This window comes from Aliivibrio sp. A6 (assembly GCF_028765505.1).
GTDB lineage: Bacteria > Pseudomonadota > Gammaproteobacteria > Enterobacterales > Vibrionaceae > Aliivibrio > Aliivibrio finisterrensis_A.
Genome location: NZ_JARACR010000026.1, coordinates 17,292 through 41,641 on the forward strand (window position 1 = coordinate 17,292; position 24,350 = coordinate 41,641).

Sequence of the window (24,350 nt, forward strand, 5' to 3'; positions counted from 1 at the left end):
TGATGAGCCTTTTAAATTTATTTGAAAAAGTTGAACATCATTTTGAACCAGGCGGTAAATATGAGAAGTGGTTTGCTTTATATGAAGCAACAGCAACACTTTTCTACACACCTGGTTTAGTAACTAAAGGTGGTTCTCATGTTCGTGATAGCGTTGATTTAAAACGTATCATGATCATGGTGTGGTTTGCGGTATTCCCAGCTACATTCTGGGGCATGTATAACGCAGGTCACCAAGCAATCGTTGCTCTTGAGCACATGTATTCTGGTGCTGAACTAGCTGCAGTTATCTCTGGAAACTGGCACTACTGGCTAACCGAAATGTTAGGCGGTACCGTAAGTTCCGATGCTGGCTGGGGCAGTAGCATGCTTCTGGGTGCTACTTACTTCTTACCTATCTACGCAACGGTATTTATCGTTGGTGGTTTCTGGGAAGTATTGTTCTGTATGGTGCGTAAGCATGAAGTAAATGAAGGCTTCTTCGTTACTTCTATTCTGTTCGCATTGATCGTTCCACCAACACTTCCTTTATGGCAAGCAGCGTTAGGTATTACCTTCGGTGTTGTTGTTGCTAAAGAGATTTTTGGCGGTACTGGTCGTAACTTCCTTAACCCAGCACTTGCGGGTCGTGCATTCTTATTCTTTGCATACCCAGCTCAAATTTCAGGTGATGCGGTTTGGACTGCAGCTGATGGCTTCTCTGGTGCAACAGCACTTAGCCAATGGGCGCAAGGTGGTCAAGGCGGTTTAGTTAATACAATTACTGGCAACACTATCTCTTGGATGGATGCGTTTATTGGTAATATTCCAGGTTCAATTGGTGAGGTTTCGACTCTTGCTCTGATCCTTGGTGGCCTAATGATCGTTTATATGCGTATTGCATCTTGGCGCATTATTGCGGGTGTTATGATCGGTATGGTTGCAGTGTCAACGCTGTTTAACCTGATCGGTTCTGATACAAACGCAATGTTTAGCATGCCTTGGCATTGGCACCTAGTTTTAGGTGGTTTTGCGTTTGGTATGATCTTTATGGCTACAGACCCTGTATCGGCATCGTTTACTAGTAAAGGTAAGTGGTGGTACGGTATTTTAATTGGTGCTATGGCTGTAATGATCCGTGTAGTTAACCCAGCATACCCAGAAGGTATGATGTTAGCTATTCTGTTTGCAAACCTATTTGCTCCACTGTTTGATAACCTTGTAGTTGAAGGTAACGTGAAACGGAGACTAAAACGCTATGGCAAGTAATAACGATAGCATTAAAAAAACACTCGGTGTTGTTATTGGTTTGAGCTTAGTGTGTTCAATCATCGTATCAACTGCTGCTGTTGTTCTTAAACCTAAGCAGCAAGCTAATGCCGTGCTAGATAAGCAAAGCAAAATCATTCAAGTTGCTGGTGTTACTGGTGAAGGCTCAGTTCCTGAGTTGTTCGCTGCAAACATTGAGCCTCGTCTTGTTGATTTCAAAACGGGTGATTTTGTTGAAGGTGATGCAGCAACTTACGATCAACGTAAAGCGGCTAAAGATCCAAAACAATCAATTAAGTTAACTGCTGAACAAGATAAAGCAAACATTATTCGTCGTGCTAATGTAGGTGTTGTTTACCTAGTTAAAGATGGCGATAACGTGTCTAAAGTTATTATCCCTGTTCACGGTACTGGCTTATGGTCAATGATGTATGCATTTGTTGCTGTTGAAACTGATGGTAACACTGTTGCTGGTATTACTTACTACGATCAAGCGGAAACTCCGGGACTTGGTGGTGAAGTAGAAAACCCAACGTGGCGTGCACAATTTGTAGGTAAGAAACTGTATGATGCAAATCATAACCCTGCAATTAAGATTGTTAAAGGCGGTGCTCCAGCAGGTTCTGAACACGGTGTTGATGGTCTTTCTGGTGCAACTCTAACTGCTAATGGTGTTCAACACACATTTGACTTCTGGTTAGGTAATGATGGCTTCGGTCCTTTCCTTACTAAAGTTCGTAATGGAGAACTGAACTAATGGCTAATGCTAAAGAAATTAAAAAGAGCATTTTAGCGCCGGTGTTGGATAACAACCCGATCGCGCTTCAAGTTCTTGGTGTATGTTCGGCTCTAGCTGTAACTACTAAACTTGAAACGGCTTTTGTTATGACTTTAGCGGTAATATTTGTTACTGCTTTATCTAACTTATTCGTTTCGCTAATTCGTAACCACATGCCAAACAGCGTTCGTATCATCGTTCAGATGGCGATCATTGCTTCTTTGGTAATCGTTGTTGACCAAGTATTGAAAGCATATCTATACGATATATCTAAACAGCTTTCAGTATTTGTAAGCTTGATCATTACAAACTGTATTGTAATGGGTCGTGCTGAAGCGTTCGCAATGAAGTCTGCACCACTTCCATCATTTATTGATGGTATTGGTAACGGTCTTGGTTACGGTTTTGTATTGATGACTGTTGCATTTTTCCGTGAGCTTTTAGGTTCAGGTAAACTGTTTGGTGTAGAGGTTCTTCCACTTGTTTCTAACGGTGGTTGGTATCAACCAAACGGCATGATGCTTCTAGCACCATCTGCATTCTTCTTAATTGGTTTTATGATTTGGGCTATCCGTATCATTAGACCTGAACAAGTAGAAGCGAAGGAGTAAGGTCGAAATGGAACATTATATTAGTTTACTTGTTAAATCGATCTTCATCGAAAACATGGCGCTTTCATTTTTCCTAGGTATGTGTACTTTCTTAGCTGTGTCTAAGAAAGTAAAAACATCGTTTGGTCTTGGTGTTGCAGTAGTTGTTGTACTTACAATTGCGGTACCTGTGAACAACCTTGTTTATACTTACTTGCTAAAAGAAAATGCGATTGTCGCGGGTGTTGATTTAACATTCCTTAGCTTTATTACCTTTATCGGTGTTATCGCAGCACTTGTACAAATCTTAGAAATGATCTTAGATCGCTTCTTCCCACCTTTGTACAATGCGCTAGGTATCTTCCTTCCGTTAATCACAGTTAACTGTGCAATTTTCGGTGGTGTATCTTTCATGGTACAGCGTGACTATAACTTTGCTGAATCTGTAGTATACGGTTTTGGTTCTGGTATCGGTTGGATGCTGGCTATCGTAGCACTTGCTGGTATTCGTGAAAAAATGAAATATTCAGATGTACCTCCTGGTCTTCGTGGCCTAGGTATTACTTTCATTACAGTAGGTTTAATGGCGTTAGGCTTTATGTCTTTCTCTGGTGTTCAACTGTAGGGTAAGCACCCAATAATAAGGAATAACAAATGCAAAGCATTATTCTTGGTGTAGCGATGTTTACCATTATTGTATTGGCTTTAGTGTTAGTGATTTTATTCGCTAAATCTAAGCTAGTACCATCAGGTGACATTACTATCTCTGTAAACGGCGATGCTGATAAAGCAATCATTACACAGCCTGGTGGTAAATTATTAAGTGCTCTTGGTAGCGCGGGTATTTTCGTATCATCTGCATGTGGCGGTGGTGGCTCTTGTGGTCAGTGTCGTGTGAAAGTGAAATCTGGCGGTGGTGATATTCTACCTACAGAGCTTGATCACATTTCAAAAGGTGAGGCTCGTGAAGGTGAGCGTCTAGCATGTCAAGTTGCAATGAAAACTGACATGGAAATTGAACTTCCTGAAGAAATCTTTGGTGTTAAAAAGTGGGAATGTACTGTTATTTCTAATAACAACGAAGCGACTTTCATCAAAGAATTAGCACTTGCTATCCCTGATGGTGAAGAAGTTCCATTCCGTGCTGGTGGCTACATTCAAATTGAAGCTGAACCACACCATATTAAATACTCAGATTTCGATATTCCTGAAGAATATCGTGGCGATTGGGATAAGTTTAACTTATTCCGTTATGAGTCAATCGTAAATGAGCATTCGATCCGAGCTTACTCTATGGCTTCATACCCAGAAGAGAAAGGCATTATCAAGCTTAACGTTCGTATTGCAACTCCGCCGCCAAATAATCCTGATGTAGCTCCTGGTGTGATGTCTTCATACATCTGGTCTCTTAAAGAAGGCGACAAATGTACTATTTCTGGTCCATTTGGTGAGTTCTTTGCTAAAGATACAGATAATGAAATGGTATTCATCGGTGGTGGTGCAGGTATGGCGCCAATGCGTTCTCATATCTTTGACCAACTTTTACGTCTTAAATCTAAGCGTAAGATGTCTTACTGGTATGGTGCACGTTCTAAGCGTGAAATGTTCTATGTTGAAGATTTCGATGGCCTAGCGGCTGATAACGAAAACTTCGTATGGCACTGTGCACTTTCTGATCCAATGCCAGAAGATAACTGGGATGGTTACACAGGCTTTATCCACAACGTTCTTTATGAAAACTACTTACGTGATCATGAAGCACCTGAAGATTGTGAATACTACATGTGTGGTCCACCAATGATGAACGCTGCTGTTATCGGTATGCTGAAAGATCTTGGTGTTGAAGATGAAAACATCTTGCTAGATGACTTTGGTGGTTAATCCATTAAAGTAAAAAATATTGGCTGACTCATCACTGAGTCAGCCTTTTTTCGTATTAATGTCTCTATATAACCTGACAAAGTACAGGGATATAGGTTTTGTAAATCTATATTCCTGTGCCTTGTTGCATTATCTATATTTAATTAAGGAGTTGGCAGTGACTGTCAGTTTTACTCATTTAGTAAATAAAGTAAAAACAGCTATTTTGGTATCCTTTGCTCTAGTACTACTTTCTGGATGCGGTGATCAACGTGAACAGGTATACCTGAATGGACCAACCATGGGTACAAGCTATAATATCAAGTTTATAGACCAAGAGGGCTTACCTACCGTTGAGGCAATTCAAACAGAAGTAGATAAAAAGTTAGAATTAGTTAATGATCAAATGTCGACTTATCGTAAAGACTCAGAGCTAAGTCGTTTTAATCAAAGTACTGCTTCTACACCATTTACGGTATCAAAAGATACGGCAACAGTGATTAAAGAGGCGATGCGTCTTAATCAATTAACGATGGGAGCATTGGACGTTACTGTTGGACCTCTTGTTAACTTATGGGGGTTTGGACCAGAAGCTCGCCCAGAAGTTGTTCCTACAGATGAAGAATTAAGTGCTCGTCGTGCGATTGTTGGGATTCAACATCTTAATGTGACAGAAACAACGGTAACTAAAGACATCCCTGAATTATATGTAGACTTATCAACGATTGCGAAAGGTTGGGGAGTTGACGTTGTTGCTAATTACTTAGAAGAGTTAGGCATCACAAATTACATGGTTGAAGTCGGCGGTGAAATGCGTGTTAAAGGCAATAACAAAGAAAATGTTGCTTGGCGTATTGCAATAGAGAAGCCATCCGTTGATGAACGAGCAATTCAAGAAATTATAGAGCCTGGTCACCACGCAGTCGCGACTTCAGGTGATTATCGTATATACTTTGAAAAAGAGGGCGTTCGTTACTCCCATATTATCAATCCAATTACGGGTAAACCAATAGCGAATAAAGTTGTCTCAGTAACAGTGCTTGATAAATCGTCGATGACAGCTGATGGATTGGCAACTGGCCTAATGGTGTTAGGTGAAGAAAAAGGCATGGAAGTCGCAAAACAACATAATATCCCTGTTTTCATGATAGTGAAGACACAAGATGGCTTTAAAGAAATCGCATCTGAAGCCTTTAAGCCTTTTTTGAAATAAGTGAGTAGATAATGAATACTTTTCTAATTACCTTTTTTGTATTTTTAGCGGTTATTGGTGCAATGGCTATTGGCTATATTGTACAACGTAAAGTCGTTAAAGGTAGCTGTGGCGGTCTTGGTGCTGTTGGTATCGATAAGGTATGTAACTGTCCTGAACCGTGTGATGCACGTAAAAAACGTGAAGCCAAAGAAGCCATCCGAGCTGAAAAATTAGCGGCGTGGGAAAAAGATCGTATCGCATAATTTTTTCTTGATGACGAGTAATCTTTAAATGAAAACAGCACCTTTGAGTGCTGTTTTTTTATTTGGAGATCACTCATCATAATAATACCAATCTACATAAGTATTTGATCATTCTTGCTTGTTAAAATCGATTATATCAGCGTTATACTTTTTTTTTGCAAAAATTAGGTGTAATTAGATCCACTAGTTACTGTAATTTATGCCTTGCTATAATCGATTTTTCCTACGCAATTATCTGAACAACTACTTATCCAGAATGGTATAAGTCGTGATGTAGGTATTAATTATTTGAATCTGAAATGATTCAGCGCTATCATTTAACTGTTTATTTATACAGTTGTGTTGTGTGAGCATAAATATGAAAAACTCGCAGTTAAATACTGAGAAAAAAGGTCGGAAAATAATTCATATAGATATGGATTGCTTTTACGCAGCGGTAGAAATGCGAGATAACCCATTATTACGAAATGTGCCACTGGCTGTCGGTGGGCACGAAAGGCAACGTGGTGTTCTAAGTACTTGTAATTATGAAGCAAGAAAATTTGGGATACGCTCAGCAATGCCAACGGGAAAAGCATTAAAACTGTGCCCTAATTTAGTCGTTGTACCCGGTCGAATGCAGGTATACAAAGAGGTCTCTCTTCATATTCACCGTATCTTTAAGCGCTATACAGATAAAATTGAACCCCTTTCATTAGATGAAGCCTATTTGGATGTAAGTGATTGCTCACTATTACATGGCTCAGCCACACTTATAGCTGAACAAATCAGAAAAGATATTTTTAATGAGTTGCAACTGACTGCTTCTGCAGGGATTGCACCACTTAAGTTTTTAGCTAAAATTGCTTCCGATCTTAATAAACCCAACGGGCAATATGTTATTACTCCAGAGAAAGTAATGAGTGAAATAAAGGGATTACCGTTAGAGAAAATTCCCGGAGTTGGTAAGGTGAGTTTAGAGCGGCTACACCAATTTGGTTTATATACGTGCAATGATGTGCAACGATGCGAACAGCGAGAGTTATTGTTAAGGTTTGGAAAAATGGGGGCTTCACTTTGGAAGCGTTCGCATGGGATTGATGAGAGAGAAGTTATTACTGAACGGAATCGAAAATCAGTAGGAGTAGAGAGAACGTTTACTCATAATATTCACTCTTTTGAAGAGTGTTGGTCGGTGATTCAGACTAAATTATACCCAGAGTTAGAAAAACGTTTACTTAAAGCGAATGGTTCTTTAGGTATTGCTAAGCAGGGGATTAAAATTAAATTTGCTGATTTTCAACAAACAACAATTGAGCATGTTCATTCCAGTCTTACCTTACCATTTTTTGAAGAGTTACTTATCGAAGTGTTAGAAAGGCAAAAGAATCGAGAAATTAGACTGATAGGAGTAAGTGTTATGCTTAAAGATAGAGAGGTTTTTCAGCAATTAAGTTTGATTTAAGAACGTGCTGTAATAATAATGATACTTATGTTTGCAAAATGAGACCCAGTCGTGCGCGATAGGTTTTTATTTCTAGCGCTATTGTTATAAGTGTTTTAGCTGTATGTAATATAAGCTATTTTTTGTAGAGCTGATAAAATAAGCAATATATAATCTCGTTTCAAAATTTATAAGATAATTATTATATAGAAACGGTTGTTTATGAAGTTTACAAAATGTGCATTGGCGTTAAGCTTGGTTTTTCCAGCAGTAGCGAATTCAGCTCCTTTACTTTCTTTAGATACGTTAACGAATCAAGAGAAAATTCAACAAACCAATGCATGGTTAGAGATTGATACAAAGGCTTTTCAACATAATATCGATACACTAAAACAGACCTTATCAGAAGGGACTAAAGTGTGTGCAATTATGAAAGCAGATGCTTATGGTAATGGCATTGAAGGCCTAATGGCATCAGTGATTGATCGCAACGTTGAATGCATCGGTATTACTAGTAATGAAGAAGCACGTATTGTTCGAGCTAAAGGCTTCGAAGGCGAAATCATGCGTGTACGCGCTGCAACACCAAATGAAATTCAATCAGGTCTAGAATACCAAATTGAAGAGTTAATTGGTTCAAGTGAGCAAGCTAATACCATTGCTAAATTAGCAAAAAAAAATAATACTATTATTCCAGTACACTTAGCTCTAAATGCTGGTGGTATGGGGCGTAATGGTTTAGACCTGTCTCAGTTACAAGGTAAAAAAGAAGCGTTAAATATTGCCTTTAATGGTCATGTTAATATCGTCGGCATTATGACTCACTTCCCAAATGAGTCAGTTGAAGAGATCCGTACAAAGCTGAACTTATTCAAACAAGAAAGCCAATGGTTGATTGATGAAGCTCAGTTAAATCGTGAAAATATCACTCTACACGTAGCAAACTCTTACACTACAATTAACCTGCCAGAAGCACATTTAGATATGGTTCGTCCTGGTGGCCTACTTTATGGTGATATGCCAAGTAATCCAGAGTACCAGCGCATTGTTCGCTTTAAAACCTCTGTGGCATCTTTAAATTACTTACCAAAAGGCAGCACTATTGGCTACAGCAGTACTTATGTATTGGGACGTGATTCTATTCTAGCTAACCTACCATTAGGCTATTCTGATGGTTACGTACGCTCTATTGGTAATAATGGCTACGTATTAATTAATGGCCAGAAAGCAAATGTAGTGGGTGTGACGTCTATGAATACCACTATGGTAGATGTTACCGATATTGCTGATGTTCAACCAGGTGATGAAGTGGTTCTTTTTGGCTCTCAAAATGAAGAGACGATTGAAACTAAAGAAATGGAAGCATTTAGCAGCCGTGGTATGCCTGAGCTATATGTTATCTGGGGTGCAACCAACCCGAAAGTATATTTATAATATCTGCTCTATTGGTATAAACAAAAACGGTCAGCATATGCTGACCGTTTTTTTATTAACAAGTAATAGAATTATTTCTTAGGGATATTTTCTAAGATAGCTACCATTTGCTCCCAATAAAGAGCAACGGTGTCAATTTTCACTTTCTCATCTGGAGAGTGAGGGAACTTGATTGTTGGACCAAATGAAATCATATCCATTTCTGGGTAAGGCTTCTTAAATAGACCACATTCAAGACCTGCGTGAATAACCATAATATTTGGTTTATTTCCGTAAATACCTTCATAAACATCACGGAAAACATGCATGATTTCAGAGTCAGCATCAGGTTTCCAACCAGGGTAAGTCCCTGAGAAAGTAACTTGTGCGCTAGCCAGTTCTGCAACAGATGAAAGCATACCTTCAACCATGCTACGCCCTGAATCCATCAGAGAACGGATAAGGCATAGAATAGTAATAGAACTTTCGTCAGTGGTAATAACGCCAACATTTAAAGACGTTTCTACAACACCTTCAATATCATCACTCATACGGATGACGCCGTTTGGACATGCATTAAGAGTAGCAATAAAGCGTGCTTGAGTTACTGACGTTAATGTATTTTCAGTAGATGCTGCTTCATTGAATGTAACAATATCTGTTTCAACACGGCCTAATTCTTCTTTTAATAACTCAGTATAAAAAGTGAATAATTCAGCTAGTTTCGCTTCGTTTTCAGCGGGTACGGCTACTGTTGCAAATGCTTCGCGAGGAATAGCATTACGTAAGCTACCACCACGGAATTCTACAAGACGTAAATCAAGCTCAGCAGCGTGTCCAGCAAGGAAGCGGCCTAATAATTTGTTTGCATTACCACGGCCAGTGTGAATATCACAACCTGAATGACCGCCTTTTAAGCCTTTTAGTGTAATTTGACGAGTTACATAACCACTAGGTAATGCTTCACGCTCGATATTCAATTTGATTGAACCATCAGCGCCGCCAGCACAGCCCATGTAGATCTCGCCTTCTTGCTCTGAGTCGGTATTTAAAAGGATATCGCCTTCTAACCAACCAGCTGCTAGACCGAAAGCGCCAGTCATTCCCGCTTCTTCATCAATAGTAAGTAAGACTTCTAATGGACCATGTTTAAGCTCTTTTGAAGCAAGCACAGCCAAGCAAGAAGCCATACCCATACCATTATCAGCACCAAGAGTAGTTCCTTTAGCGGTTACCCACTCACCATCAATGTAAGGTTGAATCGGATCTTTTGTAAAGTCATGGTCGGTATCTTCATTCTTCTGTGGAACCATGTCGATATGCGCTTGAAGTACAACCCCTTTACGATCTTCCATACCCGCGGTCGCTGGTTTTTTGATAAATACATTACCCGTAGGATCACGACGTACATCTAAACCTTCACCTGTTGCCCAATCAATAATGTATTGAGCGAGCGCTTCTTCATGCTTAGAAGGGTGAGGGATAGAACAAATTTTATCGAAAAACTGCCAAAGTGGTTGAGGGGTTAGTTGACTGATCTCAGACACAAGGATCTCCTTTTGAAAGCATTATTTATTTAGAAATGCTCTATTCATTTGAGTTATTGGTTGTTAATTAAAACAAGTATACCTATGAATTTAGCTAATTACTCTGTTTGATATTGCAAATACATTATCAGAAGTCATGAAGAAAGTACGAGAAATAGAGTGTTTTTTTAATAGCAAAAATTAAAGTAATAAAATTACATAACGTTCGATGCTAAAGAGAGGATTAATTTGATAAGTGTGAACTACGTCATGTTTTTGTTGTAATTAAATTTCATGGTGGTATAGTTGACTCATCTGCTGTTACAGCAAGAAAGAAATGCTCAAAGGATGAGTCCGATTTATCGCCTCCAAGGAACCGAGATCAATTTTAATGTTAAAAACTATCAATTGATAAGGTGATGTTATGTTTTGTTTAAGTTCTTCAAGTTTCTGGAATCAACGCTCTGTTTATACAAGTCAATTCGTATACCCAGCTTGCTTTGGTTACTAATAAAACTTCGGTTTTATACAGTAAAGTAATACCCCTATAATTGGAATTCAATTAACCCCATTAAGGGTGACTTAATTCTCCGCCAGCCAAATCATTTGGGTGGCGTTTTTTTTATCTAAATTTTCTGCTTAAACCCCTTAAAAACCCTCATCTCTATTTTAAGATACTGACTTTAAATAAAAAAAATTAATTATTAGATCAAGGCATTCACTTTATTTACTATTTACATAGTAAAAGGGTAACTATCGCTAGAAATTCCTATAATTCCTCTTTATAATCCTCAGCCAATCGATTACGCAAACGTTTAGATTGCAATAAAAACTTTAGGGATTACTCAAATGCTTGAGAAACTATTTAAACTGAAAGAAAACGGTACGAATGTTCGTACTGAGATTATTGCAGGGTTAACCACCTTCCTAACTATGGCTTATGTTATTTTTGTTAATCCAGCTATTTTAGCTGATGCCGGTATGGATAAAGGTGCAGTATTTGTTGCAACTTGTATTGCTGCTGCAATCGGTTGTTTTATTATGGGATTTGTTGCTAATTTCCCAATTGCGCAAGCTCCAGGAATGGGACTAAACGCTTTCTTCACTTATACCGTTGTTTTAGGTATGGGGCATACATGGCAGGTTGCATTAGCGGCTGTATTTATGTCTGGTGTTCTATTTATATTATTAAGCTTGTTTAAAATTAGAGAATTGATTATTAATTCAATCCCTCTTTCTTTACGAACGGGCATCTCTGCGGGTATTGGTTTATTCCTGGCTTTTATTGCATTAAAAAATTCAGGTATCGTTGTTGATAATCCAGCAACTTTAGTTTCAATGGGAGCTATTAACGGTTTTCCTGCTGCAATGGGGGCATTGGCTTTCTTTTTAACGATTGCATTGGTTCATCGTGGTTATAAAGCTGCTGTAATGATCGCTATTTTAGCGGTTACTGCTCTTTCATTACTTTTCGGTGATGTTCAATACGCAGGCATTATGTCAATGCCACCAAGTATCGCACCAACATTTTTACAATTAGACTTTTCTAGTGCGTTTGAATTGAGCATGTTGACTGTTGTTTTTGCTTTCTTGTTTGTTGATTTATTTGATACAGCAGGGACTTTAGTTGGCGTGTCTCAGAAAGCGGGCATCATGGATAAAGATGGAAATATCCCTCGTTTAAATAAAGCATTATTAGCTGACTCAACAGCGACTTCTGTTGGTGCTTTATTAGGTACATCAAATACAACATCTTATATTGAAAGTGTTTCTGGTGTTGCTGCTGGGGGGCGTACTGGCTTAACTGCTGTTGTTGTTGGTGTATTATTTCTTCTTGCATTATTTTTCTCACCTTTAGCAGGTATGGTTCCAGCTTATGCAACTGCTGGAGCATTGTTTTATGTAGCAATTTTAATGATGTCAGGTCTTGTGAGTATTGATTGGCGAGATCTTACTGAAGCAGCCCCTGTTGTTGTGGTATGCTTACTAATGCCTTTAACCTTCTCTATTGCTGATGGCATTTCTTTAGGCTTTATCTCTTATGCGGCAATTAAATTGCTAAGTGGTAAAGGTCGTGATGTTCACATCAGTGTTTGGGTTCTTGCTGCACTATTCACGCTGAAATTTATTTTTACGGCATAGTCTGTTGTCTATGCTTTTTAGAGGTTTTGTCTATTATGGCTAACAAATTTGTAATCACTTGGGACAACATGCAGATGTATACTCGCCAGCTTGCTGAGCAGTTACTTCCTGCGGAACAATGGAAAGGTATTTTGGCTGTGAGCCGTGGTGGTTTAGTTCCTGCTGCTATCTTAGCTCGTGAGTTAAATATCCGTTATGTTGATACAGTATGTATCTCAAGCTATGACCATGATCATCAGCGTGACATGACAGTGGTTAAAGCAATGGAAGGTGACGGTGAAGGCTTTATCATCATTGATGATCTTGTTGACAGCGGTGATACAGCGGTTAAATTACGTGAAATGTATCCTAAAGGTAAACTAGTAACTGTATGTGCTAAGCCTGCAGGAATTCACTTAGTGGATACTTACATTGTAGATATCCCACAAGATACGTGGATTGAACAACCATGGGATATGGCGGTAACATACGTTGATCCTATTGCGAAAAAATAATCGCAAGTTAATTGATTAATGGTCCTTAAATAGGGCCATTTTTTTGCCTTGAATTTGATTTTATTACACTCTACGTATTTCTTATTTCTCTTTCAGTATATAGTAATGGCTATGAACCTTTGTATTAGTGGTAGTTGATATATGACTCAGCCTGAAAGTGAAAACCTCTCCGTTAAATTATTTAAAAATAATAAACAAGCCTTAGAAACCTCAGGCCTTGTTCCTTATCTTCCAAGCAGTGCAGAGCAGATATCTTCTAATATTCATGATCGTCGTTGGTATAGAGAGCTGCGTCGACCTCAATGGATTTGGCAAGGTGTAGAGCCGATTGAGTTAGAATTACTGCTTGCTCGAATTGCGAATAGTGATAAACATAGAACTCGTGATGAATGGTTAGATACAGTCAGTGGCTATCACTCTGGTAATTGGGCTTATGAGTGGATTCATGCAGGAATGGATCACCAAAAAAGAGCAGCCGTTCTGAAAGGAGATGAAGCCGCTGAGGAACTCTTTAAAGCCAGTCTTTATTTTAGCATTGCCGGATATCCGCATATAAAAGGGGATAATCTTGCAACTCAGGCTCAGGTTCTTGCCAATCAAGCGTATGAGATGGCAGCAAAAGAATCGTCTCATCGAGTAGAGAAAATATTGGTTCCTTATCAGGGACGAAAAATCACCTGTTATTTGCACTTACCAAGCACAGAAAAGCCTTTACCTGTCGTTATCGTTAGCGGTGGTATGGACTCATTACAAACGGATATGTGGCGTTTGTACCGTGATTTCCTAGCTCCAAACAATATCGCAATGTTAACGCTGGACATGCCATCGATTGGCCATAGTTCTCATTGGCCTTTGACTGAGGATTCGAGTTGCTTGCATCAGGCTGTGCTTAACCATTTACCAAACATTCCATGGGTGGATCGCTTTCATGCTGCGGTGATGGGCTTTCGATTTGGTGGGAATGTAGCCTTACGCCTTTCTTTTCTAGAACCAAGCAGATTGAAGGCTTGTGTCGCATTGGGTGCTCCAATTCATCATATTTTATCTGATTCAGCATCTTTGAAAAAAATGCCTAAGATGTATTTGGATGTATTAGCCTCTCGCTTAGTTAAACAAGTTGTTGATATCAACAGTCTCACAAGTCAAATGCAGGCTTGGTCATTAAAGAATCAAGGTTTTTTATCTGGAGGAAGAAAAACACCAGTATCGATCCTTTCGATTGGATTACAAGGTGATCCTGTTTCACCAAAGTCGGATAACAAGTTGGCATCTTTATTTAGCCAGTATGGCAAAGGGATTGAATTAAAAAGTAAGACCTTGCATAGTGGCTACGAAGAGGCGCTAAATCAGATGATTGAGTGGATAAAAGAAGAGATGAAGCAATAATCTGACTTTTTATCCATCTTATTAAAGTGAAATGTTATTAAATGCTATTTTAGGCTTGTACTGTTCTGATTTGCTTGCTAAAAGTAGTTACAGTTATTCCAATTATATTACGATGATTATCGTCGTAATAATCACATCATTTATTAAGTAAAATAGGTAGTAGGGAATTGAATACACAATCTCAAACCATAGTCGTTAAACTTGGTACAAGTGTACTCACAGGTGGCACATTAAAATTAGACAGAGCACACATGGTTGAGTTAGTTCGCCAATGTGTTCAGCTAAAAAAAGCGGGCCATCAGGTTATTGTTGTTACATCTGGGGCTATTGCCGCTGGCCGTGAGCATCTTAACTACCCCGAGCTACCCAAAACCATGGCCAATAAGCAGCTACTGGCTGCAGTTGGTCAAAGTTGCTTAATTCAAGCATGGCAGAGTTTATTTGGTATTTATGGTGTTGATGTCGGTCAAATGCTACTTACCCGCGCAGATTTAGATGACCGTGAGCGTTATTTAAATGCACGAGATATGCTAACTGCGCTACTTAAAAATAACATTGTGCCTATTGTTAACGAAAACGACGCAGTAGCAACCAATGAAATTAAAGTGGGTGATAACGATAACCTTTCTGCGTTAGTGGGTATTTTAGCTGGTGCAGATAAATTACTATTATTAACAGATCAATCAGGTTTGTTTACTGCTGACCCACGTAAAGATCCAAAAGCAGAACTGATTAAAGAAGTTCATACTATCGATGAAACACTACGCAAGATTGCTGGTGGCAGTGGTACCACGTTAGGTACTGGTGGTATGGCAACTAAGCTACAAGCGGCTGATGTGGCACGTCGAGCAGGCATTGAAGTAATTATCGCAGCGGGTAGTGCAGAAAATGTAATTACCGATGTTGTGAACTCTAAGCCTCAAGGTACGAAATTCTTACCGGTAGAGTGTGCTTTAGAAAGCCGTAAACGTTGGATCTTGGCTGGGCCTCCATCAAAAGGCAGTATTGTTATTGATGATGGCGCGGTAAATGCGGTTCAGCAAAAAGGCAGTAGTTTATTAAGTAAAGGTATTACTGAGGTTTCTGGTCACTTTATTCGTGGTGGCGTAGCCAAAATTGTTAATACAAAAGGCGAATTAATTGCTCGTGGTATTTCACGTTATTCGAGTGATGATTTGACTAAGATTTTAGGAAAACACAGTCAGGATATTTACGCAGTATTAGGCTACGAATATGGCCCTGTAGCTATCCATCGTGATGATTTAGTACTGATTTAGTAAAAGGATATATTGTGAATTTAACAACTATGGGTCAAGCAGCAAAAGAAGCTGCATTTGACTTGGCTGTTGCTCCAACAGCACAAAAGAACAAGGCGCTTGCCATTATTGCAGATGAACTAGAAGCAAATAAAGACGCTATATTAGTTGCTAACGCAAAAGACATTAAAGCTGCTGTTGAAGCGGGTATTTCAGATGCAATGCAAGATCGTCTATTACTCACTGAAGAGCGTTTAGTTGGTATTGCTAATGATGTACGTAATGTTATTAGTTTAAACGATCCTGTTGGCAGTGAAATTGACAGTAAAGTCCTTGAAAATGGGATGTCATTATCTCGTCGTCGTGTGCCAATTGGGGTTATCGGTGTTATCTATGAAGCACGCCCAAATGTAACGATTGATATCGCTTCTTTGTGTTTAAAAACAGGTAATGCCAGTATTTTACGTGGTGGTAAAGAGACTTTCTTCTCCAATATGGAGTTAGTTAAGGTTATCCAAGTTGCTTTAGAAAAAGCAGGGTTACCAGCTGCATCTGTTCAATACATTGAAAAACCAGACCGAGAGTTAGTATCACAGCTTCTAACGATGGATGATTATGTTGATATGATTATTCCACGTGGTGGGGCTGGTTTACACAAAATGTGTAAAGAAAACAGCTCTATTCCTGTGATCATCGGTGGATTTGGTATTAGCCATGCGTTTGTTGATGAAAGCGCGGATTTAGAAAGAGCCTTAGTAGTTGTTGATAATTCAAAAGCTCAACGTCCATCTGCGTGTAATGCGTTAGATACGCTATTGGTTCATGAGGCGGTAGCACCACAGTTTTTAGCACTACTTGCCGATAACATGGCAGGCCGTGTTGAGTTAGTTGCAGAGCCTAAAGCGTACGCATTATTAAAAGATTTTGAAGGCGTATCATTACGTGAAGCACAAGAAGGTGATTTTGATACAGAATGGCTTAGCTACACATTAGGCATTAAAGTGGTTGCTGATGTTAATGAAGCAGCAGCACATATGCAAAAGCATAACGCGAGCCATTCAGATACCATCTTAACTAACAACATTGAATCCGCTGAGAAGTTTATTAATACGGCTGGATCTGCTGCGGTATACGTAAATGCATCAACACGCTTTACTGATGGCGCTCAGTTTGGTTTAGGTGCAGAAGTAGCGGTATCAACTCAGAAGCTTCACGCACGTGGTCCTATGGGCTTAGAAGAGCTAACAAGCTATAAATGGGTTGGTAAAGCAGATTACTTAATCCGCTCTTAGCTATAGCTCTAAAGTATCTATAAACAAAAAAGGTTGACGTCAAAACGTCAACCTTTTTTATAACTGAACTCTGAACTCTACTTAACTTCTTCGCCTTTAGCTTGAAGATCAGCATGGTAAGAAGATCGAACAAAAGGTCCACAAGCAGCGTGAGTAAATCCAAGCTCTAGTGCGATTTCTTTTAACTCATCAAACTCAGCTGGTGGAACGTAGCGTTCAACAGGTAAGTGGTGGCGACTTGGTGCTAAGTATTGACCTAATGTCAGCATTGTTACACCATGAGCTCGTAAATCTTTTAAGACTTCAATGATTTCTTCTTTGGTTTCGCCTAATCCCATCATCACACCAGATTTTGTCGGAACTTCAGGGTGTTGTTCTTTGAATTTCTTCAATAGATCAAGAGACCATTGGTAGTTCGCGCCTGGGCGAACTTTACGATAAAGGCGAGGAGCCGTTTCTAAGTTATGGTTGAAAACATCTGGTGGGTTATCGATCATTGCTTCTAATGCACGATCCATACGACCACGGAAATCAGGTACTAAGGTTTCAATTCTGATTTCAGGATTTAGCTCACGGATTTCACGATTACAATCTGCAAAGTGTTGTGCACCACCATCACGTAAATCATCACGGTCAACTGAAGTAATAACCACATACTTCAACTTCATATCTTGTATTGTTTTTGCTAATTTTTTTGGTTCTTCAGCTTCAGGAGCCACAGGGCGACCATGGGCAACATCACAGAAAGGACAACGGCGAGTACAAATAGCACCTAAGATCATAAAGGTCGCAGTACCGTGGTTAAAACATTCTGCTAAGTTAGGGCAAGACGCTTCTTCACAAACAGAATGAAGATTGTTTTTACGCATTGCAGATTTAATCTCATCAATACGTTTACTGCTTGATGGCAGTTTGATCTTCATCCAATCTGGTTTACGTAATACTTCTGTTTTTTCTGTTGGCATATTTTTAACTGGAATTAGAGCCATTTTATCGGCATCGCGGTATTTCACGCCTTTTTCCATTTGAATTGGCTTACTCATGATCGCTGCTTTCCGTTAAGTACTCGATATCTGTGTAATCAAGTAATGTTGTTAATTCTTTAATCAGTAGAGGATGAACATCTTCAACGTGTTCTGCTTTATTCTCTACCTTATCATCTTCTTTTAATAAGTCGTGCAGTTGTGCCATTTCCATTCCAGCATAACCACAAGGGTTAATACGAAGGAAAGGAGACAGGTCCATATTTACATTTAGTGCTAATCCATGGAATGAGCATCCTTTTCGAATGCGTAATCCAAGTGAGCATATCTTTTTATTATCAACATACACGCCCGGAGCATCAGGTCGTGCTGCAGACACTACACCAAATTGTTGTAGCGTATTTATTACCGTATTTTCAATATGCGTTACTAATTCACGAACGCCTGTGTTTTTACGGCGTAAGTTGATCAGAACATAAGCAACTAGTTGACCTGGTCCATGGTAGGTGACTTGTCCACCACGATCACTTTTTACTATTGGAATGTCTCCAGCAGCAAGTACGTGCTCTTCTTTACCAGCTTGTCCTTGAGTAAATACAGGGTTATGTTCTACCAACCACACTTCGTCGCATGTATTTTCATCACGCTCATCAGTAAAAGTATGCATTGCTTTCCATACCGGTTCATAATCTTGTCGGCCAAGGTTTTTAACAACGAGACGCTTGTTCAATAGGATCACACTTGATTTGAAAATTTGCGCTAATGATAGCAAGGATAGAAAGGAAGGAATAGATAAGAAATGTAGGGGTATATCAAAAATAGTAGAAGGCGGGCACTATTTATCTCTAAAAAATGCCCTGTATCTGATTATAAAACCATACGAACGATTTCAATCTCAGCTAACTCTTTGTATAGCGTTTCTACTTGCTCAATAGATGTAGCAGTAATGCTTACAGATACAGAGTGGTAGTTACCTTTGCCACTTGGTTTTACTGCTGGAGTATAATCGCCAGGTGCATGACGTTGAATTACCTCAAGAACAAGTTCAGGCAGTTGTTCATGAGCAAGGCCAACGGCTTTATAAGTAAATTTACATGGGAATTCTAGAAGATCTTTTAGCTTTGATTGCTCTTGCATAACCGTCTCCAATCGAGAGTGGATAAATAGTAAGAAGGGAATTTTACTGTGACCTAAGTCAGATAACAAGAGAAATAAAAAAAGGTGACCGAAGCCACCTTTTATTCGTTGATTACTCTGTTATCAGCTTAACCAACCTTTGAACATTAATACGATATAATCGATAAGACGGCTGAAGATACCACCTTCTTCAACATCATTTAATGCAAGCAGTGGGTATTCAGCAATGTCTTCACCATCGACTTGGTAGAAAAGCTTACCAACAACATCACCTTTGTAAATAGGAGCTTCAAGCGTTTTTTCTAATACAAAGCTTGCTGTCATTTTCTTCGCTTGACCACGAGGAAGCGTTACATAAGTATCTTCAGCAACACCTAGAGCGACTTCGTCAGTGCTACCCATCCACACTTTTTCAGTTACGAATGTTTCGTTTGCTTTGTGTGGAGACACTGTTTCGAAGAATCGGAAGCCGTAATTAAGCAGTTTTTTACTTTCTGCTTTACGTGCATTGCTTGATTTAGTGCCCATAACTACAGCAACTAAACGCATTTTCCCTTCAGTAGCAGAGCTTACTAAGTTATAGCCAGCACCGTCAGTATGACCGGTTTTGATACCATCAACATTCATGCTCTTATCCCATAACAGACCATTACGGTTGTATTGGGTAATGCCATTGTAAGTGAATGACTTTTCAGAATATACACGATATTCTTCTGGTACATCACGGATTAATGCTTGTCCGATTAATGCCATATCATAAGGCGTAGAGTATAGATCATCGCTATCTAGACCGTGCACATTACCAAAATGGGTATTTTCAAGTTTTAATGTACGTCCCCAAGCGTTCATTAGATCCACAAAAGCATCTTCAGAACCAGCTACATGTTCAGCCATAGCCACACACGCATCATTACCTGATTGAACGATGATACCCATGTTTAGGTCTCGAACTTTAACTGTGCTGCCAACTTCAATGAACATTTTTGAAGAACCAGGGAAGTTTTTAGCCCACGCATTTTTACTGATAACAACATCGTCATCCATCGAAATATTGCCACTTTCGATTTCTTGGCCGATAACATAACTTGTCATCATTTTAGTTAAACTTGCTGGGTTCATTCGCTCATTCATGTTCTTTTCAGCAAGAACTTTGCCTGAGTGATAATCCATCAGTACATAACCCTTCGCAGCAATTTGCGGAGCGTTCGGGATGACGGCTGGCGCAGCAACTGCAACACTAGAGCCAAGAATAAAGCTGGATAAAATAATTCGTTTTAACTGTTTCGCTGATTTTTTCATAATAATAACTTTTGCACTGTGAGGTAGTGAAACTGCATACATAATAGCAGATTTGAATATCATGACCAGATGTGTAATTAAATAACTGATTTTATATGAAAAGATAGCGAATAAAATGCATGGGATATGAAACCATATTAAAAGCTATCTTGTTGTTATATAAAGACAATGGTGCATTTGATTAGTTCAACTAATATTTGCATTGTAAATGAGGGTAGATATCTGGTTACAATATTCACGTAACACTGACATTTAAGCTCATTATTTTTTTGCTTCTTGAAGAATAAACGCAGATGAATAGCGACTGCTTTTTGCTTTTAACAGGGTACTATCGGCAAGATCACGATCAAGAAATGGCCCTAAACGAACCCGAAATACGGAATCCGATTTTACTATGTTGGTTGGAGCATCAAATTGCTTTTGTAATTGTAAAGCTGCTTTTTTTGCGCTGTCTTCATTTTTTACAGCAACCATTTGAATATGATATTGGTTTGGATCGATGGCATGCCAATCTTGAGGGTTGGTTGGTTTTTCAACAGAAATATATTCAATTTTCACATTTGCTGTTCCTGTTTTAACCACATCAAGTTTTGTGGCTGCGGCAAAACTTAAATCAATAATACGCCCGTCATGAAATGGTCCTCTATCATTTACTCTGACAATCGCTGTCTTGCCGTTATCTTTGTTCGTAACTTTGACATAACTTGGGATAGGCAGTGTTTTATGGGCTGCACTCATTGAGTACATATCATATACCTCTCCATTAGAGGTTTTGTGGCCGTGGAATTTCTTACCATACCAAGAACTAATGCCCTCTTGAGTAAAACCTTTTGGCTCTTTTACTATAGGGTAATCTTTACCTAAGAGCGTATAGTCTTTATTGCCTGAAAGGCTTTTAGGCTCATAGCGAGGGTGAGCATCTTCAATGTGCTTAACTGATATTGGCGAGTTAGGTGCGATATCACTGTCTATTTGATAACGACCGGCATTAGGCTCTTCTTGATTTACTGGTGGCTCAGAAGCACAACCTACTAATATAAGAGAGATAGTAAGTAACAGAATACGCATTAATTAACCTTAGAGTGAACATTTCTATGAGTATGGATTGACATTAATATACCGAAGCCGGCCATTAAGGTAACCATGGAAGTACCACCATAGCTTACTAAAGGAAGTGGAACGCCAACGACAGGTAAAATACCACTTACCATACCAATATTTACAAAAAGATAGACGAAGAAACTTAAGACAACACTGCCCCCCATCATTCGACCAAAGGCTGTTTGAGCCTTACTTGCTAAAAAAAGCCCGCGACCAATGATGAATAAATAAATGGATAAAAGGGCGATAACACCAATCAAGCCCCATTCTTCAGCAATTACAGCAAAAATAAAGTCGGTGTGACGTTCAGGAATAAATTCCAATTGAGACTGTGTTCCGTGAAGCCACCCTTTACCTACTAAACCACCAGAACCGATTGCAATTTTAGATTGGATAATATGATACCCTGCACCGAGTGGATCGGACTCTGGGTTGAATAAGGTTTGCACTCGAACTTTCTGATAAGGTCGCATTAAAAAGAACCACAGAATAGGAATGAATGCGCTTACGGCTATAGCGGCTGCTGAAATTATTTTCCAGCTAATTCCCGCTAAGAAAATAACAAAAATACCTGATGCAGCAATCAAAATTGATGTACCTAAATCAGGTTGCTTAGCAATCATGATTGTTGGGATAAACACCATTAATAATGCGCAAAACAGTGTTTTAATTGTGGGTGGAAGAGGTTGATTACCAATATAGCGAGCAACCATTAAAGGGACGGCTAGCTTAATAAGTTCTGAAGGCTGAAAGCGAACAAACCCGAAATTAAGCCATCGCTGTGCCCCTTTAGAAGCTTCACCAAAAAAAAGCACGCCAAGCAATAAAATAATACCAAGGGTGAATAAATAGGGAGCTGCAGCTTCATAAGCTCTTGGCGATATTTGAGCTAAAAGCAGCATGACTCCAAGTGACAAGAGCATTCGCATTGCTTGCTTATCCATCATTAATAGACTTTGACCACTGGCGCTATACATTATCATTAATGCTGCTGCCATAAGGGTTAATATCCCCATTAATAGGGGTAAATCTAAATGGAAACGGTGGAAAAAATCACGATTCTTTCCTGAAGCAATATCAACTCTCATTACTTTTTAGTCACCTCTTCTGATTTTGGCAGTAATACATAATCAAATACATTCCTTGCAATTGGTCCACCCTGACTGGAGCCTCCCCCGCCATTTTCAAGAACAAGAGACACAATGACTTTTGGATCTTTTGCTGGAGCAAAGCCGGTGAATAGGGCGTGGTCTCTTAAGTGTTCAGCAATTTCGTCGGCGTTATACTCTTGGTCTTCTTTTAATCCAAAGACTTGAGATGTACCTGATTTACCCGCGCTCACATAAGGCGTTCCAGCAAAAGCACGCCTTGCTGTTCCCATTCGACCATTATTAACTAGAATCATGCCATCAATGGCTAATTGCCAATAGCTATCTTTTACCCCAGAGATTGGTGGATACGGCTCAGGTTCAAAAGGCATTTCATGTTGGCCATCAATAATTGCTTTTAGCAAATGAGGTGCTTGTACTTTACCGTGATTGGTAAGTACAGCGGTAGCTTTAGCTATTTGCATTGGCGTTGCTGTCCAATATCCTTGCCCGATGCCTACCGGAATTGTATCGCCCTGATACCAAGGGGTTCTAAAGCGTGCCACTTTCCAATCGCGAGTAGGCATGTTGGCTTTACTTTCTTCATGAATATCGATCCCGGTGTAATCACCAAAGCCAAACTTCATCATCCACGTTGAAAGTTTATCGATCCCCATATCAAAAGAGATTTGATAGAAAAAAGTATCTACAGATTCTTCAATTGATTGCTTTAAGTTAACCGTTCCATGCCCCCAGCGTTTCCAGTCTCTAAATGGTTTGGTTTTAGAATTAGGAATACGCCAATAGCCTGGGTCATTACGAGTCGTTTCGGTGGTGACTATTTTTTCTTGTAATGCTGAAACGGCAATAAATGGCTTTACTGTAGAAGCGGGTGGATAAATACCTAAAGTGCTTCGGTTGACTAGTGGGCGATCTGGGTTATTTAATAATGAATTATAATTTTTACTAGAAATACCATGCACAAATAAGTTTGGGTCATAGCTAGGGCTTGAGACCATCGCTAATACAGCACTGGTTTTCGGCTCTAGTACAATGGCTGAGCCGCGTCGGCCATCAAGTTGTTTTTCAACAAATTGCTGTAGCTCTACGTCTAGATTTAAGACGATATCTTTTCCTGGTATTGGTGGTACATATTTTAGTGTACGAACAATACGACCACGGCTGTTGACTTCAACTTCTTGATAACCTGCGGTTCCATGAAGGATATCTTCGTAATAACGTTCAATACCAAGTTTACCTATATCACGCGTCGCTTGATAATTTGCGTCTTTTTCTTCACGAGCTAAACGGGCTAGATCTCGATCATTAATTTTAGCAACATAGCCAAGGACGTGGGTAAAGGTTTTGCCATAAGGATAGAAGCGTTTTAAATACGCCTTAACTTCAACACCAGAGAATTTGTGTTGATTAACCGCAAAAACGGACACTTGCTCCTGAGTTAACTGGGATAAAATTGGTACAGATCTGAAACGACGAGTACGACGACGTTCTTTTTGAAAGTCATCAATATTATCCTGAGTAATCGGTAAAATACCTTGGAGCTCAGTAAGCAATAAAGGTAAATCTTTTACTTTATCAGGGGTGATTTCTAAATTAAAAACAGGGCGATTTTCCGCAAGAGGTAAATGATTACGGTCGTAAATTAACCCTCGATTCGGAGCGATAGGAACGATTTTAATACGATTATCATTTGAGCGTGTTTTATAATCTTGAAATTCATTAATTTGGATATTGTATAAATTGGTCAATAATATACCAATAAGTACAATGATCCCCGCAAAAGAGACAATGGCGCGGGAGGCAAAAAGTCTCGTTTCGGCGTGGTAATCACGAATTTGTGTGCGTTTGCGCTTAAT

22 protein-coding genes are annotated in these 24,350 nt (G+C 39.3%); 14 read left to right on the plus strand and 8 right to left on the minus strand.

Going from position 1 to position 24,350, the window contains the following annotated elements:
- Positions 1 to 2: 2 nt before the first annotated feature.
- From PVK70_RS14480 to alr, 9 genes are all read left to right on the plus strand, one after another.
- Positions 3 to 1,247, plus strand: a complete 1,245-nt coding sequence (locus PVK70_RS14480) for an NADH:ubiquinone reductase (Na(+)-transporting) subunit B (RefSeq protein WP_130044756.1) — start codon at positions 3 to 5, stop codon at positions 1,245 to 1,247.
- Entirely contained in the window at positions 1,237 to 2,004 is a 768-nt protein-coding gene (locus tag PVK70_RS14485; RefSeq protein ID WP_130044757.1) for a Na(+)-translocating NADH-quinone reductase subunit C, read from the plus strand. Before PVK70_RS14480 ends, PVK70_RS14485 begins: the two co-directional genes overlap by 11 nt.
- Positions 2,004 to 2,636: an NADH:ubiquinone reductase (Na(+)-transporting) subunit D gene (locus tag PVK70_RS14490; RefSeq protein ID WP_130044758.1), complete on the plus strand. Its 633-nt coding sequence runs from the start codon at positions 2,004 to 2,006 to the stop codon at positions 2,634 to 2,636. The genes PVK70_RS14485 and PVK70_RS14490 overlap by 1 nt, the downstream gene beginning before the upstream one ends.
- 7 nt (positions 2,637 to 2,643) lie before the next feature.
- A complete protein-coding gene (gene nqrE / locus PVK70_RS14495) occupies positions 2,644 to 3,240 on the plus strand; it encodes an NADH:ubiquinone reductase (Na(+)-transporting) subunit E (RefSeq protein ID WP_061030474.1) in 597 nt (198 codons plus the stop codon).
- A 29-nt stretch (positions 3,241 to 3,269) separates the two neighbouring features.
- Positions 3,270 to 4,496, plus strand: coding sequence for an NADH:ubiquinone reductase (Na(+)-transporting) subunit F (gene nqrF / locus PVK70_RS14500; protein WP_130048762.1), 1,227 nt, complete (start codon positions 3,270 to 3,272; stop codon positions 4,494 to 4,496).
- A gap of 202 nt (positions 4,497 to 4,698) precedes the next feature.
- Positions 4,699 to 5,688 carry an FAD:protein FMN transferase gene (locus PVK70_RS14505; RefSeq protein WP_422836541.1) on the plus strand — a complete coding sequence of 330 codons (990 nt, stop codon included), beginning with the start codon at positions 4,699 to 4,701 and terminating at the stop codon, positions 5,686 to 5,688.
- An 11-nt stretch (positions 5,689 to 5,699) separates the two neighbouring features.
- Positions 5,700 to 5,933, plus strand: coding sequence for a (Na+)-NQR maturation NqrM (gene nqrM, locus PVK70_RS14510; protein ID WP_130044761.1), 234 nt, complete (start codon positions 5,700 to 5,702; stop codon positions 5,931 to 5,933).
- Positions 5,934 to 6,291: 358 nt separating this feature from the next.
- Positions 6,292 to 7,377, plus strand: a complete 1,086-nt coding sequence (dinB, locus tag PVK70_RS14515; RefSeq protein WP_130044762.1) for a DNA polymerase IV — start codon at positions 6,292 to 6,294, stop codon at positions 7,375 to 7,377.
- Between the two features lie 201 nt (positions 7,378 to 7,578).
- Positions 7,579 to 8,790, plus strand: a complete 1,212-nt coding sequence (alr, locus tag PVK70_RS14520; RefSeq protein ID WP_130048765.1) for an alanine racemase — start codon at positions 7,579 to 7,581, stop codon at positions 8,788 to 8,790.
- A 71-nt stretch (positions 8,791 to 8,861) separates the two neighbouring features.
- Here the strand turns inward: alr and PVK70_RS14525 are convergent, their stop codons facing one another.
- Complete coding sequence (locus PVK70_RS14525) at positions 8,862 to 10,316, minus strand: aminoacyl-histidine dipeptidase (protein WP_130048767.1); 1,455 nt, start codon at positions 10,314 to 10,316, stop codon at positions 8,862 to 8,864.
- An 828-nt stretch (positions 10,317 to 11,144) separates the two neighbouring features.
- Here PVK70_RS14525 and PVK70_RS14530 point away from each other — a divergent pair.
- The 5 genes from PVK70_RS14530 to PVK70_RS14550 all read left to right on the plus strand — a co-directional run bounded on the left by PVK70_RS14530 (position 11,145) and on the right by PVK70_RS14550 (position 16,865).
- Positions 11,145 to 12,437, plus strand: a complete 1,293-nt coding sequence (locus PVK70_RS14530) for an NCS2 family permease (protein WP_130044765.1) — start codon at positions 11,145 to 11,147, stop codon at positions 12,435 to 12,437.
- Positions 12,438 to 12,472: 35 nt separating this feature from the next.
- Entirely contained in the window at positions 12,473 to 12,931 is a 459-nt protein-coding gene (gpt, locus tag PVK70_RS14535; protein WP_130044766.1) for a xanthine phosphoribosyltransferase, read from the plus strand.
- Between the two features lie 141 nt (positions 12,932 to 13,072).
- Complete coding sequence (frsA, locus tag PVK70_RS14540; protein WP_130048769.1) at positions 13,073 to 14,317, plus strand: esterase FrsA; 1,245 nt, start codon at positions 13,073 to 13,075, stop codon at positions 14,315 to 14,317.
- A 167-nt stretch (positions 14,318 to 14,484) separates the two neighbouring features.
- Positions 14,485 to 15,594, plus strand: a complete 1,110-nt coding sequence (gene proB, locus PVK70_RS14545) for a glutamate 5-kinase (protein ID WP_130044768.1) — start codon at positions 14,485 to 14,487, stop codon at positions 15,592 to 15,594.
- A 14-nt stretch (positions 15,595 to 15,608) separates the two neighbouring features.
- Positions 15,609 to 16,865: a glutamate-5-semialdehyde dehydrogenase gene (locus PVK70_RS14550; RefSeq protein ID WP_165367194.1), complete on the plus strand. Its 1,257-nt coding sequence runs from the start codon at positions 15,609 to 15,611 to the stop codon at positions 16,863 to 16,865.
- A 77-nt stretch (positions 16,866 to 16,942) separates the two neighbouring features.
- Here PVK70_RS14550 and lipA read toward each other — a convergent pair whose 3' ends face one another.
- The 7 genes from lipA to mrdA form a co-directional block, all read right to left on the minus strand.
- Entirely contained in the window at positions 16,943 to 17,908 is a 966-nt protein-coding gene (gene lipA, locus PVK70_RS14555; protein ID WP_130044769.1) for a lipoyl synthase, read from the minus strand.
- On the minus strand, positions 17,901 to 18,587 hold the full coding sequence (lipB, locus tag PVK70_RS14560; protein ID WP_207215693.1) for a lipoyl(octanoyl) transferase LipB: 687 nt from the start codon (positions 18,585 to 18,587) through the stop codon (positions 17,901 to 17,903). The genes lipA and lipB overlap by 8 nt, the downstream gene beginning before the upstream one ends.
- 128 nt (positions 18,588 to 18,715) lie before the next feature.
- Positions 18,716 to 18,985, minus strand: a complete 270-nt coding sequence (ybeD, locus tag PVK70_RS14565; protein ID WP_130048771.1) for a DUF493 family protein YbeD — start codon at positions 18,983 to 18,985, stop codon at positions 18,716 to 18,718.
- Between the two features lie 123 nt (positions 18,986 to 19,108).
- Positions 19,109 to 20,284: a serine hydrolase gene (locus PVK70_RS14570; protein ID WP_130044772.1), complete on the minus strand. Its 1,176-nt coding sequence runs from the start codon at positions 20,282 to 20,284 to the stop codon at positions 19,109 to 19,111.
- Positions 20,285 to 20,545: 261 nt separating this feature from the next.
- The gene (locus tag PVK70_RS14575) at positions 20,546 to 21,352 is read right to left on the minus strand and encodes a septal ring lytic transglycosylase RlpA family protein (RefSeq protein ID WP_130048773.1); all 807 of its coding nucleotides are present in this window, start codon (positions 21,350 to 21,352) and stop codon (positions 20,546 to 20,548) included.
- Entirely contained in the window at positions 21,352 to 22,473 is a 1,122-nt protein-coding gene (gene rodA, locus PVK70_RS14580; RefSeq protein ID WP_130048775.1) for a rod shape-determining protein RodA, read from the minus strand. The genes PVK70_RS14575 and rodA overlap by 1 nt, the downstream gene beginning before the upstream one ends.
- Positions 22,473 to 24,350, minus strand: a complete 1,878-nt coding sequence (gene mrdA / locus PVK70_RS14585; RefSeq protein ID WP_207215695.1) for a penicillin-binding protein 2 — start codon at positions 24,348 to 24,350, stop codon at positions 22,473 to 22,475. The genes rodA and mrdA overlap by 1 nt, the downstream gene beginning before the upstream one ends.